This window comes from Halorubrum sp. Boch-26 (assembly GCF_029889805.1).
Lineage (GTDB): Archaea > Halobacteriota > Halobacteria > Halobacteriales > Haloferacaceae > Halorubrum.
Map to the genome: position 1 here is coordinate 1 of NZ_JARANT010000051.1, position 19,571 is coordinate 19,571.

At 68.7% G+C, this 19,571-nt stretch carries 22 protein-coding genes; 8 read left to right on the forward strand and 14 right to left on the reverse strand.

Annotated elements, in window-relative coordinates:
* On the reverse strand, window positions 1–2,167 hold a 2,167-nt coding region (locus tag OQF71_RS08840), incomplete at its 3' end, for a CDC48 family AAA ATPase (protein ID WP_280587135.1).
* Window positions 2,164–2,445, reverse strand: a complete 282-nt coding sequence (locus OQF71_RS08845) for an Hsp20/alpha crystallin family protein (RefSeq protein WP_280587136.1) — start codon at window positions 2,443–2,445, stop codon at window positions 2,164–2,166. The genes OQF71_RS08840 and OQF71_RS08845, both read right to left, overlap by 4 nt.
* Before the next feature lie 185 nt (window positions 2,446–2,630).
* Between OQF71_RS08845 and OQF71_RS08850 the strand changes: the two genes are divergently transcribed.
* From OQF71_RS08850 to OQF71_RS08865, 4 genes are all read left to right on the forward strand, one after another.
* A complete protein-coding gene (locus OQF71_RS08850; RefSeq protein ID WP_280587137.1) occupies window positions 2,631–3,410 on the forward strand; it encodes an alpha/beta hydrolase in 780 nt (259 codons plus the stop codon).
* A 372-nt stretch (window positions 3,411–3,782) separates the two neighbouring features.
* Entirely contained in the window at window positions 3,783–4,550 is a 768-nt protein-coding gene (locus OQF71_RS08855; RefSeq protein ID WP_280587138.1) for a DUF2391 family protein, read from the forward strand.
* Between the two features lie 70 nt (window positions 4,551–4,620).
* Entirely contained in the window at window positions 4,621–4,992 is a 372-nt protein-coding gene (locus tag OQF71_RS08860; RefSeq protein ID WP_280587139.1) for an Hsp20/alpha crystallin family protein, read from the forward strand.
* A gap of 3 nt (window positions 4,993–4,995) precedes the next feature.
* The gene (locus tag OQF71_RS08865; protein ID WP_280587140.1) at window positions 4,996–6,669 is read left to right on the forward strand and encodes an AarF/ABC1/UbiB kinase family protein; all 1,674 of its coding nucleotides are present in this window, start codon (window positions 4,996–4,998) and stop codon (window positions 6,667–6,669) included.
* Between the two features lie 16 nt (window positions 6,670–6,685).
* Here the strand turns inward: OQF71_RS08865 and OQF71_RS08870 are convergent, their stop codons facing one another.
* The 3 genes from OQF71_RS08870 to OQF71_RS08880 all read right to left on the reverse strand — a co-directional run bounded on the left by OQF71_RS08870 (window position 6,686) and on the right by OQF71_RS08880 (window position 9,494).
* Window positions 6,686–7,837, reverse strand: a complete 1,152-nt coding sequence (locus OQF71_RS08870; protein WP_280587141.1) for a site-2 protease family protein — start codon at window positions 7,835–7,837, stop codon at window positions 6,686–6,688.
* Window positions 7,838–8,082: 245 nt separating this feature from the next.
* Window positions 8,083–8,343, reverse strand: coding sequence for a hypothetical protein (locus OQF71_RS08875; RefSeq protein ID WP_123113226.1), 261 nt, complete (start codon window positions 8,341–8,343; stop codon window positions 8,083–8,085).
* Between the two features lie 299 nt (window positions 8,344–8,642).
* On the reverse strand, window positions 8,643–9,494 hold the full coding sequence (locus OQF71_RS08880; RefSeq protein WP_280587142.1) for a molybdopterin synthase: 852 nt from the start codon (window positions 9,492–9,494) through the stop codon (window positions 8,643–8,645).
* Window positions 9,495–9,644: 150 nt separating this feature from the next.
* Between OQF71_RS08880 and pyrH the strand changes: the two genes are divergently transcribed.
* The 4 genes from pyrH to OQF71_RS08900 all read left to right on the forward strand — a co-directional run bounded on the left by pyrH (window position 9,645) and on the right by OQF71_RS08900 (window position 13,422).
* On the forward strand, window positions 9,645–10,367 hold the full coding sequence (gene pyrH, locus OQF71_RS08885; protein WP_280587143.1) for a UMP kinase: 723 nt from the start codon (window positions 9,645–9,647) through the stop codon (window positions 10,365–10,367).
* Entirely contained in the window at window positions 10,364–12,076 is a 1,713-nt protein-coding gene (lysS, locus tag OQF71_RS08890; protein ID WP_280587144.1) for a lysine--tRNA ligase, read from the forward strand. The genes pyrH and lysS overlap by 4 nt, the downstream gene beginning before the upstream one ends.
* Window positions 12,077–12,349 (forward strand): hypothetical protein, encoded by a 273-nt coding sequence (locus OQF71_RS08895; RefSeq protein WP_280587146.1) that lies wholly within the window; start codon window positions 12,077–12,079, stop codon window positions 12,347–12,349.
* 74 nt (window positions 12,350–12,423) lie between these two features.
* The gene (locus OQF71_RS08900; RefSeq protein ID WP_280587147.1) at window positions 12,424–13,422 is read left to right on the forward strand and encodes a HAMP domain-containing sensor histidine kinase; all 999 of its coding nucleotides are present in this window, start codon (window positions 12,424–12,426) and stop codon (window positions 13,420–13,422) included.
* Here the strand turns inward: OQF71_RS08900 and OQF71_RS08905 are convergent.
* From OQF71_RS08905 to OQF71_RS08945, 9 genes are all read right to left on the reverse strand, one after another.
* Window positions 13,406–13,540: a hypothetical protein gene (locus OQF71_RS08905; protein ID WP_254921679.1), complete on the reverse strand. Its 135-nt coding sequence runs from the start codon at window positions 13,538–13,540 to the stop codon at window positions 13,406–13,408. The genes OQF71_RS08900 and OQF71_RS08905 overlap by 17 nt on opposite strands.
* 93 nt (window positions 13,541–13,633) lie before the next feature.
* Window positions 13,634–13,936, reverse strand: a complete 303-nt coding sequence (locus OQF71_RS08910) for a DUF5808 domain-containing protein (RefSeq protein WP_280587148.1) — start codon at window positions 13,934–13,936, stop codon at window positions 13,634–13,636.
* 116 nt (window positions 13,937–14,052) lie between these two features.
* The gene (locus OQF71_RS08915) at window positions 14,053–15,750 is read right to left on the reverse strand and encodes a bifunctional N(6)-L-threonylcarbamoyladenine synthase/serine/threonine protein kinase (protein ID WP_280587149.1); all 1,698 of its coding nucleotides are present in this window, start codon (window positions 15,748–15,750) and stop codon (window positions 14,053–14,055) included.
* Window positions 15,751–15,761: 11 nt separating this feature from the next.
* Entirely contained in the window at window positions 15,762–16,070 is a 309-nt protein-coding gene (locus tag OQF71_RS08920; RefSeq protein WP_123113218.1) for a 30S ribosomal protein S24e, read from the reverse strand.
* 94 nt (window positions 16,071–16,164) lie between these two features.
* Window positions 16,165–16,743 carry a GTP-dependent dephospho-CoA kinase family protein gene (locus OQF71_RS08925; RefSeq protein ID WP_280587150.1) on the reverse strand — a complete coding sequence of 193 codons (579 nt, stop codon included), beginning with the start codon at window positions 16,741–16,743 and terminating at the stop codon, window positions 16,165–16,167.
* Window positions 16,744–16,776: 33 nt separating this feature from the next.
* Complete coding sequence (gene spt4, locus OQF71_RS08930; RefSeq protein ID WP_008001262.1) at window positions 16,777–16,974, reverse strand: transcription elongation factor subunit Spt4; 198 nt, start codon at window positions 16,972–16,974, stop codon at window positions 16,777–16,779.
* Complete coding sequence (locus OQF71_RS08935; protein ID WP_280587151.1) at window positions 16,974–17,549, reverse strand: DNA-directed RNA polymerase; 576 nt, start codon at window positions 17,547–17,549, stop codon at window positions 16,974–16,976. Before OQF71_RS08935 ends, spt4 begins: the two co-directional genes overlap by 1 nt.
* Window positions 17,550–17,570: 21 nt before the next feature.
* On the reverse strand, window positions 17,571–18,002 hold the full coding sequence (locus OQF71_RS08940) for a DUF188 domain-containing protein (protein ID WP_280587153.1): 432 nt from the start codon (window positions 18,000–18,002) through the stop codon (window positions 17,571–17,573).
* A gap of 1 nt (window position 18,003) precedes the next feature.
* Entirely contained in the window at window positions 18,004–19,248 is a 1,245-nt protein-coding gene (locus OQF71_RS08945; protein WP_280587155.1) for a translation initiation factor IF-2 subunit gamma, read from the reverse strand.
* Window positions 19,249–19,571 lie beyond the last annotated feature (323 nt).

Consider the following 19,571-nt stretch of genomic DNA (forward strand, 5'->3'; position numbering starts at 1 on the left):
CTCGTGGGCTCGTAGATGTGTATTCGAGACAGAAGGGGGCCTTCGTCACGCGGACGTTGCCGACGTACTCGCCGACCTCCTCGCGCATGACGCTGCCGATGAGCTCCCGGGAGGCGTTCATCGACGCCTCGCGGGCGACCGCCTCGATGTCGGCGCCGACGTATCCCTCCGTCTGCCGGGCCAGCGCGTCCAGATCGACGTCGTCGGCCAGCGGCTTGTTCCGGGTGTGAACCTCCAGGATCTTCCGGCGCGCGTCCTCGTCCGGCACGGGCACGTGCACGTGGCGGTCGAGCCGGCCGGGCCGGAGCAGCGCCGAGTCGATCAGGTCCGGGCGGTTCGTCGTCGCGATGACGACCACGTCCTCCAGCGATTCGAGCCCGTCGAGCTCGGTCAGCAGCTGGGAGACGACGCGTTCGCCGACCCCGGAGTCGCCGGAGTTCGTGCCGCGCTCGGTCGCGATCGAGTCGATCTCGTCGAAGAACACGATCGTCGGCGCGTTCTCGCGGGCCTTGCTGAACACCTCGCGGACGCCCTTCTCGGACTCGCCCACGTACTTGTTCAGCAGCTCCGGCCCCTTGATCGAGATGAAGTTCGACTCCGCCTCGTTGGCGACGGCCTTCGCGAGCAGGGTCTTCCCCGTGCCCGGCGGGCCGTACATCAGGACGCCCTTGGCGGCCTGCATGTCGAGCTCCTCGAACACCTCGGGGTACTCCAGCGGCCACTGGATCGTCTCGCGGAGCCGCTCTTTGGTCCCCTCCAGGCCGCCGACCTGATCCCAAGTGACGTCCGGGACCTCGACGAACACCTCGCGGAGCGCGGAGGGCTCGATACCCTTCATCGCCTCCTTGAAGTCCGCCTCGGTGACCTGGATGGAGTTCAGCACGTCGGCGTCGATCTCGTCGCTTTCGAGGTCGAGCTCGGGGCGGATCCGCCGGAGCGCGTGCATCGCGGACTCCTTCGCCAGCGACTCGAGGTCGGCCCCGACGAAGCCGTGGGTGTTCTCCGCGTACTCGTCTAAGTCGATCCCGTCCACGAGCGGCATGCTCCGCGTGTGGACCTGTAGGATCTCCTTGCGACCGTCGCGGTCGGGGACGCCGACCTCGATCTCGCGGTCGAAGCGGCCGCCGCGCCGGAGCGCGGGGTCGATGGCGTCGACGCGGTTAGTCGCGCCGATGACGACGACCTCGCCGCGCTCTTCCAGCCCGTCCATCAGCGAGAGCAACTGGGCCACGACGCGTCGTTCGACGTCGCCGCCGGCCTCCTCGCGCTTGGGCGCGATCGAGTCGAGCTCGTCCATGAAGATGATCGAGGGCGCCTCCTCCGAGGCCTCCTCGAAGATCTCCCGGAGCTGCTCCTCGCTCTCGCCGTAGTACTTCGACATGATCTCCGGGCCCGAGATGTTGTGGAAGCTGGCGTCGATCTCGTTGGCGACGGCCTTCGCGATCAGCGTCTTCCCCGTTCCCGGCGGGCCGTGCAGGAGAACGCCCTTCGGCGGATCGATACCGAGCCGCTTGAACAGCTCCGGGTGCCGCATCGGCAGCTCGATCATCTCGCGGACCTGCTCGAGCTCGCCGTCGAGCCCGCCGATGTCCTCGTAGGTGACGTCCGGGCCCTCGCTCGCCCCGTCGCCGTCACCGCTCCGCTCGGTCAGCTCCTCGGCGGGGACCTCGGAGATCTCGATCTCGGTGTCGTCGGTGATGACGACCGTCCCCGACGGGGTGGTCGAGGCGACCTTCATCGGTACCGCCTGCGACTGGCCGCCCATCAGGCCGAAGCCCATCGACGTGCGGATCGTCTGGCCCTCGGTCACCGGCTGGCCGGAGAGCTTGTCGCGGATGAACGGGGCGATCTGCCCGCGCACCCGGAGCTGGCTCGGGAAGGCGATCGTGACCGACTCCGCCCGGGAGACGTCGACCGACTCGACGGTCACGCGGTCGTCGATCCCGACGTTCGCCTCCTGTCGGAGCCGCCCGTCGATGCGCACGATGCCGGTGCCGTCGTCCTCGGGGTAGCCGGGCCAGACGCGGGCGATCGCGGCCCCGTCCGAGCTCTCGACGCGGACGATGTCGCCGCCGGAGAGCCCGAGCTCTTCGGCCGCAACGCGGTCGATCGCCGCGAGGCGGCGACCGGCGTCCTTCTGTTTCAGCGGTCTGACGGTGAGATTCATCGCTCTCCCTCCGCGGTGTCGTCCTCGGCCGCGTCGCCTTCCACGGTGATCACGCCGTTCGAGACCGCGGTCGACGCGGCCGGGCCCGGCAGTTCGAACTCCGACTCGACCGGCTCGCCGTCGCCTTCGACGACGACGATCGCCGTCTCGCCGACCGCATCGATGCTCACGTTCGCGGCGTCGGCACCCAGATCGGCGGCGACGACCCATCCGTCCTCGTACTCGAACCGGCGGAGCAGCGGACCGTCGCCGGTCGATCGGGTCTGTTGGTGATTCATGCTAACTACAAGTTAGGTGCGAAGATATATAAATACATCGCTGAAAAACGCATGACGTGAGATTTCGCGGAGCGTATCGGTAGTGTTGCGGTTCGGGGTCATCGCGGGGTCATCCGACCGCCTTCTCCCCTGCGAGTCCCCGCCGGACGCCGGGCGTTTATTGACTCCCGCGCGCGAGGACGGGTATGAAGCGGGTCACCCACGACGGCCGCGACACCGCGTACCGGGTCTCCGATCGGAGCGGCGACGGGCCGACGGTCTGTTACGTCCACGGCAGCGGCGGGAGCAAGGACGTCTGGAAGGCCCAGGCACGTCTGAGCGACCGGTTCCCGACCGTCGCGCTCGACCTGTCCGGGCACGGTGACAGCGGCGACGCGGACGCGCCGGCCGGTCCCGAGACGCTCGACGCCTACGCGGACGACGTCGTTGCGGTCGCGAGGGCCACGGGCGCTACCGTCCTCTGCGGCAACTCTCTCGGCGGAGCAGCGGCGCTTTGGGTCGCCTTGGAGCGCGACCTCGCGCTCGACGGGCTCGTCCTCGCGGGCACGGGCGCGAAGCTCGCGGTCGCGGATCCCCTGTTAGACGCGCTCGCGACCGACTTCGAGGCGGCGATAGACCTGCTCCACGAGCCGGACCGCCTGTTCCACGACGCGCCCGCGGAGTACGTCGAGCTCTCGCGCTCCGGCATGCGGGAGTGCGGCCGCGCAGTCACTGAGCGCGACTTCCGGACCTGCCACGCGTTCGACGTCCGCGACCGGCTCGACGAGATCTCGGTGCCGTCGCTCGCGGTCGTCGGCGAGCACGACGCGCTCACGCCCCCGAAATACCACGATTACCTCGCGGAGCGGATCGACGACTGCAAGCGCGCGACGATCGAGGGCGCCGCGCATCTCGCGATGCTCGAACGCCCCGCGGCGTTCAACGCGGCGCTCTCGTCGTTCCTCGCGCGCCGATCGGGAGAGTGACATAACCGGCGACGAGGCTCGCCGAGCGAGCGGCAGGGCCCGCGAGCCGCGGCTCCGGGGTCACGAACGGCTGGGCGCGAGGGGTACTTATAGCGGGGTACGCCCCGCTTTGAAACGAGTGGATCGGACAGCTGTAGCCGCACGGTACCGCCGACGGTCGATGACTGTGTTCTCTGATCTTCGATGTCGTCGGTACTCACCCCATGAGGCATGATACCATCTACCACTATATAAACGATTCGACGCCTCGACGGCACGCGAGCGGGCTCTCGACCGGACGGTCGCCTCGTCACCGCCGATACATTTCGTCGCCGCCGATACATTTCGTCGCCGCCGATACGCTTTTGAGATGCTGCCGTCGACCGATCTTCAATGAACGGCGACGACTCGGGACGGGAATCCGGTAGAGCGGGTCCGTCACCCAACGCGGACCGATCGGGGAGTCGGACCGGCGGCACGAGCGACGGCGCCTCCTCGAACGGTCCGAGACCGCACGGCTCGAACCCCCCTGAGAACCCCGACGTCAACGACTTGCTCGCGAAGCTCGACGCCCTGAGCGACACCGTCGACGCGGAGCATGAGCGCGAGAAGGTGCGACAGACCATCTCGCTCGTCGAGCAGATGCCCGGGAGCGCGGCGTTCAGGACCCGGATCACGAAGTACACCTCCCGGGATATGGCCGAGGCGTTCGTGGGGTCGGTCCTCTTCGCCCTGCCCCTGCTCGTCGAGGGAGGCGTCTTCGAGATCGCGGCGTGGTTCGCCGCGCGGACGCCGGGCGGCGTCCCCGTCCTCCTGCTCGCACACGTCGGGTTCCTGCTGGTGTTGACCGCCGGACTCCTGTACTTCGCCGACTTCCGAGAGATCGAGATCAGCCACCCGATACTCGGCGTCATTCCGCGGCGCTACGCCGGCATCCTGCTCGTCTCCCTCTTCACCTCCGTGTTCATGCTGTCTCTCTGGGGGCGGCTCCACGAGGGCGATCCGACCGCGCTCGAACGGGTCTCCCGCGTGGCGGTCGTCTGGGCCGCTGCCGCGTTCGGCGCGAGCCTCGGCGACATCCTCCCGGGCGAGTCGCAGGGGCAGGACATCAAACACCTCGATTTCGACGACATCAACCTCGATTTCGACCGCGGCGATTGACCGGCCTCAACCCCCTGTCTCGGTCCCCCCTTTCCACACCTTTTTCGCCGCGGCGACCGTACTCATATCCATGTCAGCGTTACGTGACGCGCTCCGGGACCTCCCGGACGCGGTGTTTGCGGACCTGCTCGAATCAGACGACGGGTACGTCCTCGTCGTCGACCTCCCCGGCGCGACGGCGGAGACGACCGAGGTCCTCGCCGAGGACGGTCGGATCGTCATCGAAGGGCGCCGCGACAAAGGGGTCCCGGAGGGGTTCCGCTACGTCCGCGAGGACCGCCCGCTGTTCCTCGACGCGGAGCTTCCGCTCCCGGGCGACGCCGACGGGAGCGGCGCGGACGCCGAGATGGACCGGGGGGTCCTCGAAGTCACGATCCCGAAGCGGACCGGCGACGCCTCCCGGACCATCCCGGTCGACGACGCCGACGAGGACGACGCCTGACGGGTGGTCACGCTGGTCAACCTTCGCTCCTACTGGCGGTTCTTCGTGGTCATTCGACAGTTCTCGCCGCTGATCGTCGCCTACTGGCGGGACCGGAAGCGGTTCCTCCTGTTCGGCGGGAGCCGCGAGGTCGACGCGGAGACCCAGCGCGAGCGCGCCGCGGTCCTCCTCGAGATCCTGCTCACCCTCGGCCCGACGTTCATCAAGCTCGGCCAGATCCTCTCGACGCGACCGGACATCCTCCCGCCGGCCTACATCGACGTGTTGGAGGGGCTCCAAGACGACGTGCCGCCGGCCCCGTGGGAGGAGTCGCAGGTCGTCCTCGAAGACGAGCTCGGCCCGGTCGACGAGACGTTCGACGACTTCGACCGCGACCCGATAAGCGGCGCGAGCCTCGGGCAGGTGTACACCGCCCGCTACGAGGGGAACGAGGTCGCCGTGAAGGTCCGCCGGCCGGGGATCGAGTCGCTCGTCGAGGCCGATCTCCGGACGATCCGCTGGTCGATCCCGCTCGTCAAGCGGTTCACCGGAACCGGGCGGGCGTTCTCGCTGGAGAACCTCGCCGACGAGTTCGCGAAAACGATCCGCGAGGAGATGGATTATAAGCGCGAGCGCGAGATGCTCGAAGAGATCCGCGGCAACTTCGCCGGTAACGACCGGATCCGGATCCCCACCGCCTACGAGGAGGTCTCCGGCCCCCGAGTGCTCACGATGGAGTACGTCCCGGGGGTGAAGATCAACCGACTCGACGAGCTCGACGCCGCGGGGTTCGACCGCACCGCCATCGCGGAGACGCTCCAGGAGGTGTACCTCCAGATGATCATCGACGACGGCGTGTTCCACGCCGACCCGCACCCGGGAAACCTCGCCGTCGACGACGACGGAACCGTGATATTCTACGACTTCGGGATGGCGGGGCGCGTGGACCCGTTCATCCAAGAGAAGATCATCGAGTTCTACGTCGCCGTCGCCCGGCAGGACATCGACGATATCCTCGACACGCTGATCGCGATGGGGACGCTCTCGCCGGAGGCGGACCGCGAGGTGATGGGCAACGTGATGGAGCTGGCCATCGCCGACGCCAGCGGCGAGGACATCGAACAGTACCAGGTGAACCAGATCATCGAGCAGGTGGAGTCGACCATCTACGAGTTCCCCCTCCGGCTTCCGCCCGATCTCGCGCTCGTGTTGCGCGTCGCGACCGTCGTCGAGGGGGTCTGCGTCACCCTCGATCCCGAGTTCGACTTCATCTCGACGGCGACGGAGTACCTCAGGGACGAGGGGTACTACGAGCAGACCGCCCGCGACCTCGCAGAGGACGCCGGACGGCAGGTCCAGCGCACGACCGAGGCGCTGTTCACCGTTCCCCCGAAAGCCGACGACTTCCTCGAGCGGGCGAACCGCGGCGACCTGCACGTCGACGTCACTATCGAGGACGACTCGAACGTCCTCGACAAGCTCGCGATGCGGATCGCGTACTCGGTGCTGCTCGCGGTGGGCGTCCTCTCCGCGACCATCCTCTACTCGTTCGCCGACGCGTGGCGGCTCGCGGGGGTCGTCCTCCTCCTCGCGGTCCCGCTCGCGATCGCGCTCTACCGCTCGTTCCGGAAGAAGCGCGGTCTCCGAGCCACGCCCCAGTTCACCAGACAGGGGATGAAGAAGCGACGAGATGAGTAGTGCGGACCGCCCCCGGTCAGCCTGAGATGACCTGAATCGGGACGAGCAGGAAACAGAGCGCCCCGAGCGCGAACGTCGCGAGGCCGATGGCGAGACGCGGCCACCCGACCGGCTCCTCGTTCGTCGGGTTCGCCGGCCCGTTAAAGGCGATCACGAGCGCGAACACACCCCAGAACCCCCACAGTCCGACCGACTCGTCGATCCCGAGGCCGCGCCAGAAGTAGAGGTACGCGGCGATGGTAAAGAGGGCGCCGGGGACGAGCGCCGCGATCGTCTCCTGGCGCGGGCCGACCATCGCCCGGACGATGTGACCCCCGTCGAGCTGGCCGACGGGCAGGAGGTTCAGGAGGGTGAAGAACATTCCGACCCAGCCGCCGATCACCACCGGGTGCGCCGTGAGCGTCGGGTCCTCGTACCCCGTCGGCTGGCCGATGACGTCGGCGATGATCGCCAACAGCGGCGGGTTGTTGAAGCGGATCATCGTCCCGGAGGCGTTCGCGAGCTCCGCCGGGACCCGAATCGGATCGAGCGAGAGGCCGACGACGGTGACGACGACGGTGGCGACGAGCCCCGCGATCGGCCCGGCCGCGCCGATGTCGAACAGCACCTTCCGGGAGGGAATCCGCCCGCGCATCCGGATCACCGCCCCGAGCGTGCCGAACGGGAAGACGAACGGGATGACGTACGGAAGCGAGACGCTGACTCCGTGGTACCGGCCGGCGGCGTAGTGGCCGAGCTCGTGGGTCATCAGCACGCCGAGGACGGCCGCGGTGAACGGCCACGCTCGCAGCACCGTAAGCGGGTTCGCGGCGATCTCCTCCCAGCCGACGTAGTACCACCCGTACGCGCCGACGAACAGCGTGGAACACACCGTCGCCGCGAACAGGGCGACGTTGAGCCACGGTATCCCGTCTCGTCCGCGGTCGAAGGGCGTCGCGACGACGACGTGGTCGTCGCCGTCGGCCTCGATATCGACGTCGTAGCCGGCGTCCCGAAACGGTGGGACCAGCTTCCGCAGCAGTGTGCGTTCCGGGACATATGACTCGCCGACGTACCGGACGCGCCCGCCTTCCCGGCGGATCTCGTCGACCCGGAAGAACGTCCGAAGCGGCTCCGGACGCGGGACGTCGGGGCTCGCCGACGCCTCCCCGTCCTCGTGTTTTGGCATCGTCGGTCGTAACTGGTCGGCGAGTATAAACCCCGCGTCGACCGCGTGCGTGCCGACGCCGTGGAGATCGTCGACTGTCACTGCGTGCCGTCGGGGCGATTCAGAGAGCGATGAACCTCCGGAGAGCGGGGGTCACGGAGGGAAGCGGGGACGCGCGAGAGCGCGTGGTTTCCAGTCGAACGGGGCCTATCGTTGTCCGGCGCGTCGAAGCGCGGGGTGGGGACCGTCAGGCAGGCTTGATGCCGTCAGGCGGGCTCGATGCGCCAGGTCGTCGCGCCCGTGTACGACCACTTTTCGACGGTGAGCTCCGTGGCGGAGTCGCGGAGCTTCACCATCAGTGCGCCGATCTCCTTCGGCGAGAGGTCGACGTCGTCGGCGATGAACTTCCCCTTGAAATACATCTCGCCGTCCTCGGCGCGGTCGAGCAGGTACCGCTTCAGCCGCTCTTCCTTGCTGAGGTCGTCGGTCGGGTTCGCGTTCGCGGAGGGATTTGCAGTCGCGCTCATGGTACACCGTACGCTTGCTCCTAGAGGATGTTATAAAGGTGCGACCGTTGGACGGTGTTCAGTGCCTTTCAGGGCGTTTCAGGCCAACCAGCGGGTATAAAACGCGTCTGACGGACCGTTCAAAACGGTTTGGAAGGGACTTAGAAATTTCATAGCGCTATCTGAGGCGTTCGTTTGTATATCGTCGCCCGCTCGTCGTTCCGAACCGATAGATGACTCGCTCGCGAACTAACCGGCGTTTGTTGCTTGTAAACGGCGCGCCACGGCCCCATCTCGCCCCTCGCGCAGACGAGCGCCGGTCAGTCGCGCCGGTGAACCCAGAACTCCTCGGCCTCCGTGGCCTCCTTCTTGAAGATCGGCACCTCGTCTTTCAGCCGATCGATCCCGTCCTCGACGGTCCGGAACGCTTCCCTCCGGTGTCCCGCCAGAACGACGACGAACACGATGTCCTCGCCCGCCTCGATCACGCCCGTCCGGTGGTGCATCCGGACGTCGAACACGCCGTCGCGCTCGGTCAGTTCGGTCTCGATGGCGTCCATGCGCTCCGCGGCGACGCCCTCGTACTTCTCGAAGCCCAGATGTGTGGTGCGGTCGTCGTCGGGGGCGTCTCGCGCCCGCACTCGTCCGGTGAACGTCGCGACCGCGCCCGCGCGGTCCGCGTCCGCCGATGCCTCGACCCGTCGCACGAGCGTCTCGCGCGTGATCCACGGCTCGGCCGCGTCGAGGTTGGCGACGAGATTATTCAGGTCGACCCCCTCTGGCTCGTCCGCCGCGGCGATCACCGTCCCGGGCACGTCCTCGGCCTCCGCGTCCGCCCCGAGGAGGAGCGTCGGCACCCGGAGGCGGGAATCGCCGACGCCGACGAGGTAGTCGTGGTCGGGCGCGAGCCCGTCGAGGAAGGCGTCGAGGCCGTCGACGCTCCCGCGGCCGGTCCACTCGCCGCTCTCTTCGAGGGTCACCTCGGTGTCGGCGTCGGGTCGGTTCTCCGGCGCCTCGACCGCGACGCCGCCGTCAGTGGCCTCGTCTCCCGCGAGGCTCTCGCCGAGATCGCTCTCTGGGCGGGCCACGACGGCGGTTCGGCCGTCGAGCCGGTCGGTGAGCGCCGTCGCCAGGTCCGCCGCGCCCGGGCCTACGATCGCTATCGGTTGCATACCCGAGAGCGGAGTGCGAGCGGCTTAGGCGTTTCCCGCCGATCGTCGATCGCCGTGCCCGCTTCCGTTCGCCCGCGGCCCGTCGTCTCGGGATCCGGCCGCGTCCGGGCTTGATAATCCTTAAGAGCGCGACAGGGGTATGCGACGGTAATGAGAGTCGTCGTTTCTATCGGCGGGAGCGTGCTCGCGCCCGATCTCGACCCCGACCGGGTGGCCGCGTACGCCGAGGCGATCGAGCGGATTGCCGCCGACGGCTGTGAGGTCGGCGTCGTCGTCGGCGGCGGCGGCGTCGCGCGCGACTACATCGGAACGGCGCGCGATCTCGGCGCCAACGAGGTCGAGCTCGACCAGCTCGGTATCGGTACCACCCGGCTCAACGCCCGCCTGCTGATCGCCGCGCTCGACGGACGTGCGAATCTCTCGCCGGCGACGGGGTACGACGAGGCGGCCGCGGCTCTCCGGCGCGGTGAGGTGTCGGTGATGGGCGGCGTCACCCCCGGACAGACGACCGACGCGGTCGCCGCCGCGTTCGCCGAGTCCGTCGACGCCGACCTGCTCGTGTACGCGACGAGCGCGAACGGCGTGTACGACGCCGACCCGAACGCCGACCCGGACGCCACCCAGTTCGGGTCGATGTCGCCGACCGAGCTCGTCGACGTCGTGCTCCCGATGAGCAGGGACGCCGGTGCCTCCGCGCCGGTCGACCTGCTCGCGGCCAAGCTGATCGATCGGGCGGGGATCCGGTCTATCGTCCTCGACGGTACGGACCCGAGCGTCGTCGTCGACGCCGTGCTCCGCGGCGACCACACCGGGACCGACCTGATCCCGACCGGCACCGCGGAACCGACCTACTGGACGGCGGAGGAGGTATGAACCCCGACGACTCCCCGCACATCCTCTCCGAGCAGACGCGCGACGCGGTCGGCGCCGCGGAGGCGGATGCGGACGCGGAGGACGACGACGGAGACGGTGAGTTCCGCGCCTTCTGGGCCGACGTGGTCGCCGACGAGATCGAGGCGCGCGACCCGGAGGAACCGATCGTGATCAAGGGCGGCGTCTCCCCGTCGGGGGTCGCGCACCTCGGCAACTTCAACGAGATCATGCGGGGGTACTTCGTCGCCGCGGTGCTCCGCGAGCGCGGCCACGAGGTCCGGCAGGTGTTCACCTCCGACGACAAGGATCCCCTCCGCAAGCTCCCGCGGAAGCTGGCGAACGCCGACGGCGAGATCGTCGGCCTCGGCGAGGTGGACGCCGGCGCGCTCGGCCGCAACCTCGGGAAGCCGTACACCGCGATCCCGGACCCGTTCGGCGAGCGCGAGTCCTACGCGGCCCACTTCGCCGCTCTCCTGCAGGCGGACGCCGACCGGCTCGGGGTTCCGGTCGAGATGATCTCGAACACCGAACTGTACGCCGACGGCGACTTCGACGGCGTGACCCGGGCCGCGCTCTCCGATCTGGCTGGCGTCCGCGAGGTGCTCTCCGCGTATCAGGACAAGGTCGACGGCGAGTACGTCCCCTTCAACCCGGTCTGTGCGGAGTGCGGCAAGGTCACGGAGACGGTCACGGCGGTCGACCTCGACGCCGAGACCGTCGAGTACGCCTGCACCGACATGGCGGTCGGCGACGAGGTGATCGAGGGCTGCGGCCACGAGGGGACCGCGACGTTTCGCGAGGGGAAGCTCCCGTGGCGCTTGGAGTGGCCCGGCCAGTGGGACGTGCTCGGCGTCGACTTCGAACCGTTCGGCAAGGACCACGCGGAGGGGTCCTGGCCCTCCGGCGTCGACGTCGCGCGAAACGTCCTCGGGGTCGAGCCGCCCGTTCCGATGGTGTACGAGTGGTTCACGCTCAACGGGGAGCCGCTCTCCTCGTCGGCGGGCAACGTCGTCACCGTGCCGGAGCTGCTCGACCTCCTCGAACCGGCGGTGCTCCGCTACTTCTTCGCGCTCCACCCGAAGAAGGCCCGCGACCTCGACATCGAGCGGCTCGACCAGCTCGTCGACCGGTTCGACCGTTTCGAACGCGCGTACTTCGGCGAGGTCGACGACGAGGACCTGACCGCCTTCGCCGAGCGCGCCTACCCGTTCGTCATCGGTCGCGCCGCCGACCCGCCGACGGAGAAGCCGGTCCGGCTCCCGTACACCTTCGCGGCCGTCCTCGGAATGGTCGACGACCCCGCCTTCCGCGAGCGGCTCGCCCGCGACGAGGGACACATCCCTGACGACGCCTCCGCGGAGGTCATCGAGGCCGCGCTCGCACGCGTCGAGAAGGCGCGCAACTGGGCCGAACGCACCGAAAACGAGTACGACTACCGGCTCCAGACCGTTCTGCCTGACGCCGAGTTCGACGACGACGTGGCCGCCGCGCTCGACGATCTCGCCGACTTCGTCGCGGCGGGTCACGACGGCGACGCGATCCAAGCGGAGATGTACGAGACTGCGCGGGCACACGACGTCGACGTCGGCGACTTCTTCGCGGCCGGTTACCGCCTCTTCTTCGACGACACGCAGGGACCGCGCCTCGGCGAGTTCCTCGGCGAACTGGAGCGCGAATACGTCGTGTCGCGGCTTCGCCGGGAGGCGTAGATGCCCGAGGACCGCTCGCTGGACGAGTTCGCCGGTGGCGATGCGGACGCAGACGGGGAGTCGGCCGATGTCCACGAGAGGCGACCGACCGACGGGGAGAGGGGTGACACGGACGAGACGGGAGAGGATCCCGACGCGGTCGAGGCTACCCCCGCGATCTCGACCGCAACGTGGACGACCGACGGCGCCGCCTGCGATCGATGCGACGAGCGGGTCGTACGGCGCTGGCTCGACGACGGTAACTTCGTCTGTGCCGGCTGCAAGGAGTGGTGACCGCGAACACGTTTAAGTCCCCCCACGCAGTCGTTCCTTACGATCAGGTTCCTCTGAGGTTTATATTCATTCACATGAAATTTTCAGTTGACCAAATTTACGACCGCTCACCGCGCGCGCTCGCGGTGGCCTTTCTCTGTGGAGGGGCGCTGTTCGTCCTGGCGATCGACATCGCTGTCGCGGGCGACGCGGCCGAGTGGACCCCGGCCAGCCTCGTGAGCGGCTGGGCGGTCGTCGTCGCCTCCTCGCTGCTCCTCCACGGCGCGTTGACCTACCACCACCGTCGCGCCGAGACGGCCCGTCGAGAGCTCGAGACCTCGAACCAGCAGCTCCAAGTGCTGAGTCGGGTGTTCCGACACAACGTCCGCAACGACCTCAACGTCATCCGCGGGTACGCGGACCTGATCGCCGACCGCGTCGACGACGACCGCACCCGCGAATGCCTGGAGACGATTCAGGAGACGACCGACGACGTGGTCGAGATAAGCGAGAAGCTCCGCGTCATCGAGGAGGCGTCCCTCGACCGGCCCGAGGGACGGATCGATCTGGTCGAGACGGCACGGGAGGCGGCTGCGGACGTCGGGGGGTCAGACGTCACGCTCACGATGGAGACGCCGGCGGAGGCGTGGATCCGCGCGGACCGATCCGTCGAGTACCCGATCCGGGAGGTGTTCGAGAACGCGGTCACACACAACGACGGCTCGACGCGGCGGGTCGACGCGCGGATCGAGAAGAACGGGACGACCACCTGTCTGGAGGTCCGGGACAACGGTCCGGGAATCCCGGACGACGAGCGGGCGGTGTTGCGCGCTGAGCGGGAGACGCCGCTCTCGCACGCGAGCAGCATCGGTCTCTGGCTCGTCAAGTGGATGTGCGAGGCGCAGGGCGGAACCGTCGCGCTCGAGACGACCGACGACGGGACGACGGTTCGGCTCCGGTTCGAGTCCGCGACGGCCGCGGACCGAACGGCGACCCAGCGAGCGCAGGAACGGGCCGCTACCGGGAATCGGGAGGCCGACGCAGAAGGCGATCGGAGCGACGCCGAGAGCGATCCCGTCAGTCGAGCTCGGTGATCGTCACGGCGTACACCGCCCCGCAGTTCCCGCATTCGACGTGGACGCCGCGGCTCGTCTCGCCGCGCGTGAACTCGGAGATCTCCTCCGAACACGAGCACTCGAACTGAACTCTCATTGTCGTATGTACGGCGTTCCGGTATTTAAAATACGGCGTCTCGGAATCGATCGTGAGAACTGGTCGCCTTCATCCGCGGCGACGGCGACGCGCTCAGTCGTCGTCGACGATCACTTCGACGGGACCTCCTTCGGCCTCGTCGTCGGCCTCGCTGGCGTCTCCGGCGCCGCCCGCCGTGGCGGACTGGGTCTGCTGGTAGTAGAGCCCGCCGGCGACCGCGAGGACGACCCACGACCGCCAGCTGGCGAGGTTCAGCGTGTAGCCGATGCCGAACGGCTTCTCCACTAACATTCCCTTGCCGGGCTGCCAGTACGACGACAGCAGGCGGCCGAGGCTCGGTCGCTCGAAGTTGTACGGGATCCCGAGTATTTCTCCAGAGGACGATTTGTCTGCCATACCGGCATATCGCTCGCCGGGGATATAAATCGTGGCGGGACCGGGCGCCCGGCGGGACGCCTGCCGTGGGAGGCGTCGGTCGCCGTCGATACGCGTCGGCTACCGATACGCGTCGGCTACCGATACCGCCCGCGTTCCTCGACCTCGCGCAGTCTGTCGAGGACGTCGCCGTCACCGACCTCCGCGTACCCGGCCTCGAACGCCTCGATCAGCGGGTCCGGGTCGGCCGCGGTCGCGCGGACCGACCCCTCGAACACGTGGAGGTCCATCGCGTGGTCCTCGACGTGACCGGTGTGGTAGGCGAGCCCGAAGTCGATGAGCGTCGCTCGCGCGTCGCCTTCCGCTCGACCCTCGACCCGGACGTTCCGCGTCGTGGGGTCCCCGTGGACGATCCCCGCCCCGTGGAGCCGCGCGAGGTGGCGGCCGACGGCGGCGGTCCACCGCCCGTCGAGGTCGGCGGCGAGGTCGCGGTTCCCCACGTGCTGCAGGGTCAGCGTCGCCGTCGACACGTCGACGTCGTACACCAGCGGCGTCGGGACGCCGGCCCGCCGCGCCTCGCTCGTCAGGCGCGCCTCGGCGACGGTCCGGTCGCGTCTGAGCGTGCGGTCCAGTTCGGGGTGGCGGTATCGCTTGGGCACCCGACGCTTGATCACGCGGCGGGCGCGGTCGTCTGAGCCACCGGCGTCACTCTCGGCGGCGGAGCCGGCCGCCACGACCTCCACGGTCGCCTCCGCTCCCCGGCGGTCCGCGTCTCCGTCGCCGTCTCGCTCCCGGTTTCCCCGCCCGCCCGCGACTGATTCGTCGCCCTCGCGCCACGTCACTGGCACTTGGTCCGGCCGGAAGTTCGGGTCGATTGCCGACTCGGCGATCGGGACCGTGTCGCCCGCCGCGGCCATCTTCGCGCCCAACACGGCGATCATCCCCGCGTTGTCGCGGAGGAACCGCGGCTCCGGCGCGTGGAAGTCGGCGCCGCGGGCCGCGCACATCGTCTCCAGCATCTCGCGCAGCCGGTCGTTCTGCGCGACGCCGCCGCCGAGGACGAGCTCGTCCGCGCCGGTCAGCGAGAGCGCCCGCTCCGAGACCTCCGTCAGCATCGCGAACACGTGCTCCTGCAACGCGAAACAGATCTCCTCGACCGGTACCCCGTCGTCGTGCGCGTCATTGGCGGCGGAGCTGATACCGGAGAAGGAAAAGTCCATCCCCTTGACGACGTACGGCAGGTCGACCAGTTCGGCGTTGGGCTCGCGTTCGGCCGCCGCCTCCGCCGCCGCGGCCTCCACCTTCGGCCCGCCGGGGTGGTCCCAGCCGACGTGGCGCGTGAACTTGTCGATCGCGTTGCCGACGCCGGCGTCCATCGTCTCGCCGAGCACGCGGTAGCGGCCGTCGTGGTAGCCGAGCAGGTGCGCGTTCGCGCCGGAGGCGTTCAGACACACCGGGTTCCCGAAGCCGGACCGGTGGCGACCGATCTCCAGGTGCGCCACCATGTGGTTGACGCCGACGAGGGGCACGTCGAGCGTCCCCGCGAGCGCCCGCGCGGCCGTGCCGACGGTCCGGAGACAGGGACCCAGCCCCGGCCCCTTCGAGAAGGCGACCGCGTCGATCGCGTCTCGGCCGTGTTCGGCCTCGGCGGTCGTCAGGACCGCGTCGACGACCTCGGGGATCGCCTCGGACATGTGTTCGGCGGCCTCGCGCGGGTGAATGCCGCCGCTATCGGGTTCGTACGGGTTCGATTCGATGAGAACGGCGTCGGTCTCGGCGTCGTACAGCGCGGCGCTCGCACACCACGCGGTCCCTTCGATGCCGAGAACGCGCATCCGGCGCGGCGTCAGGCCTCTTCGGCGTCCGCGTCGGCCTCGTCGCCGATCTTGTTGCGTTCGAGCATGTACTCCTGTTCGACATCGAGCGCGTCCTCGGCGGTGTCGTACACCTTCGCGTAGCCGACCGTCTTACGCATGCCGAACTTCGTGTCCAGCTCGTGGACGACGACCTCCTCGGAGGCCTTGTCCAGCTTGGCCGCGAGCGAGTCGCGGACCGAGAGGCGAGAGGGCGTCGCCTCCTCGTGGGTCGTCTCGAATCGGATATCCGTGCGGTGCAACATCGGGTTCTCCTCCTCGGAGATGATATCGACGTCCATGGTTCAGTTAGGCGTATATCCCCTCGAAAGCTGTAAAAGGATTTCGAAGCGGGGGTGCCGTCGATTCCGCTCGCTCGTCCGTCTCGCGCCGACGTTATCGACCGCCGTCGGGCGTGACCCCGAGCGCATCGTAGGCCGCCGCGACGTCGCCGTTGAGCGCCTCGAACAGCTCTCGCGCCTCTGCGCGGGACTCGGGCGTCACAGGGACGCGGACCATTCCCTCGCCCGGCTGGCCGTAGACGACGCTCGCGCCGTCGGGCGCCGCGAGGATAGCCGGCAGGGCGGCCAGGTCCTCCTCGCCCGTCACCTCGATGATGACCGGTTCGGCCGCGGAGAGCGCCTCGTTGAGCGCCGCGAGCAGCTCCGCCGACAGCGAGGCGGCGGGGTTCTCGACGCTCACGCGGCGATCGTCCGCGGCCGCGAGAGCGGACTCGATCTCCGCGTCGACCGCCTCGCGCTCGGTCTTTCCGTCGATCAGCGCGACGTGGGGAACGCGGCCCGCCTCCCGTAAGTGGTACGTGACCACGTCGCCGACCGCGATGATCGGGGCGTCTGGGGCGACCCGCTCGCCGCGGGTCTCCGCCGCCCCCGCGAGCAGCTCGTCGGCGTCGGTCGTTACCGGGCCGAGCGGGTCCTTGAACGCGTCGCGCAGGGAATCGGGAAGCGTGAGCATTGATTCAAAATTGTGTCGGCTACGTCGGTGTCGCTATCGGACCTTCAGCGCGTACGAGCCGGCCTTGGTGACGTTCATCTCCTCGGCGATCTGGCTCTCCTCGGGCTTCGTGATGATGACGTAGCCCGCCCAGTCCTCCGTCAGCGACGACGACCCGCAGTGCTCGCAGGTCTGCGAGTCGGGGTCGTTGACGTGGTGGCACTCACGGCAGGCGAGGCGGTCCTCCGCCATCAGTCGGCCTCCTCACCAGTCTGCTCGCGGTGGAGCCGCTGCCCCTCTAGCCACTCGTGTTTCCCGAGCCCCGGCTGTTTCGCCGTGAGCCCGATCTTCGAGTCGCGGGGGTTCCGCTCGTCGATGCTCTTCGTCACGACACGGACCCGGACGGCGTCGTCGACGCCGAGGGTCTTGTCGGAGTCCGAGGAGGCGAGCTGCTGGTTCGCCCCGTCGAACGTGAGGTACTCGTCGGTGATCTGCGAGACGTGGAGCAGTCCGTCCACCGGACCGATCCCGACGAAGGCGCCGAACTCGACGGTCTCGACGACCGTCCCGTCGGCGACTTCCTGCATGTCGGGGTCGTAGGTCAGCGCGTCGAACTCGGCCTCGTAGTAGACGCCGGGTCGGTTGTGTAACACCGCGCCGTCGCCGATGTTGTGGACCTCGATGACGCTCACGACGCTGCCGACGTCCTCGTCCATTCGTCCTTCCAGTTTGTCTTGGAGCAGGGCTTTCACCCGCTCGTCGGTGACGTCCGCCAGGTGTTTCGGCGGCACCTCGACCGTATCCTTGAGTCGAACTCGTTTGTACATGTTCTTGGTTGTCCGCGTCCGCTAGGGTTCCGTTATCGCCAGTGCGTTCCGACCGCTTAAACCGATTACTGGTGCGCCCGCCTCCAGCACCCGGTTCGCCAGCGGTCGATCGTTGGTGACGACGCCGTCGACCCGGCCCTCGGTGACCAGCTCGACCAGCGCGTCGTCGGCGTACGATTCGTCCGTTTCCACCGTCTCCGCCCGCGTCGCAAGGTCCGAACCCACGCTCGCCGCGGTCGCTTCCTCGCCGTTCCCGCCCTGCAGTCGGTCGAGTTCCGACACGACCGCCGTCGGAACGACGGCTTCGTGGGCGCCGAGGAGCCGATCGAGCTCCTCGAACAGCCGTAGGTTCGCTTCGACCGGCGCCATCAGCGCGCTCGCGTCGAGCGCGACGACCGGGGCGCCGTCGGGGCCGTCTCGCGTGAGACCGTCGGCACGGGCGTCGCCGGTCACGTTACGAGAGCGTCCCGACGCCGATGAGTCGCCAGCGCGCACCGACGCGCCGGTTGATCGCGATCTGTGCGCCTTCTTCGGCGCAGACGGGCCGTTTGAGGCTCACCTCGCACTCGCCGTCGCGCGCGCTCGTCACCGCGCCGACCGTCGTCGCGGTTCCCACCGTAAGCATCAGGGGCTCGCCGGTGGATATCTCGTCGATGTCGCTCTCGCCGCTCTCGTCGTCCTCCTTGCCGACGACCCGGTCGAGGAGATCGACCTGCATCTCGAACTCGTTGCGGGTCGGCGGGAGCGTCCCCGGCTCGCCGGCGACCTGTCCGGCGAGCGCGTCGCCCTTCGTCAGGCTCGGGTCGAGCCCGGTTCCGACTCCGAGCAGCCCGCCCGGCCGAGCCGACTCCACGTCGTTGCTGCCGGCCTGCAGCGAACGCACCGTGGTTTCGAGGGGTCGCCACTCCGTCTGGCCCTCCTCGTCCACCTCGCGCCCCGGTCGGATCTCCAGCCCGTCGCCGACCGAGAGCTCGCCGCTGACGAGCGAGCCGCCCACCACGCCGCCCTTGAGGTCCGCCGCGGTCGCGCCCGGACGGTTGATGTCGAACGAGCGCGCCGCGTACATCCGGGCGTTCTCGCCGGGATCGCGGTCGGGCGTCGGAATCTCCGTCTCGATCGCGTCGATGAGCAGGTCGAGGTTGACCTCCTGTTGGGCCGAGACGGGGACGATCGGCGCGTCCTCCGCGACGGTGCCCTCGACGAACTCCTGGATCTGCTGGTAGTTGTCGACGGCGCGGTCGCGGTCGACGAGGTCGACCTTGTTCTGCGCGATGACGATGTTCTCGATCCCGATGAGATCGAGCGCCATCAGGTGCTCCTCCGTCTGCGCCTGCGGGACGTCCTCGGTCGCGCTCACGACCAGCACGGCCCCGTCCATGATCGAAGCGCCAGAGAGCATCGTCGCCATCAGCGTCTCGTGGCCCGGCGCGTCGACGAACGAGACCGTCCGGATCGGCTCGCTCTCGGAGCCGTCCTCGCACTCCTCGTCGACGGTGTAACACTCGGGCGCGTCGACGCCCGGACAGCGCCGGAGCGTCGCGTCCGCGTACCCCAGCCGGATCGAGATGCCGCGTTTCATTTCCTCGCTGTGCTGGTCGGTCCACGAGCCGGACAACGCCTGCACGAGCGTCGTCTTCCCGTGGTCGACGTGACCGACGAGACCGATGTTCACCTCCGGTTGTGTGTTGGCTTCAGTCACTGTTGGACCTCCTAACGGAGTAGTCTTACCCGAATTTCGCCCCGTGCGAGTGATAAAGTTGCTGTTATAGCCGCGAGAAGCGCGCACGCGAGCGCCGACGGATCCGCCAGTCGGAGGGCGGGAACCCAGCGGAGACGGCGACGATCACTTATAAACTAGTATGCGGTGCGGCGGCGCGCGCCTCCGAGCGGTCGCCGCCGGCGACCGCGAGGAGCGCGTGCGAGGGACGCGGCGACCGAAGGGAGCCGCGAGGCTGGGGAGGTGTGAGGTGCGGTTGCTGTACGGCCGGGGGGTGACAACTGTCGATTATACACAACGACGAG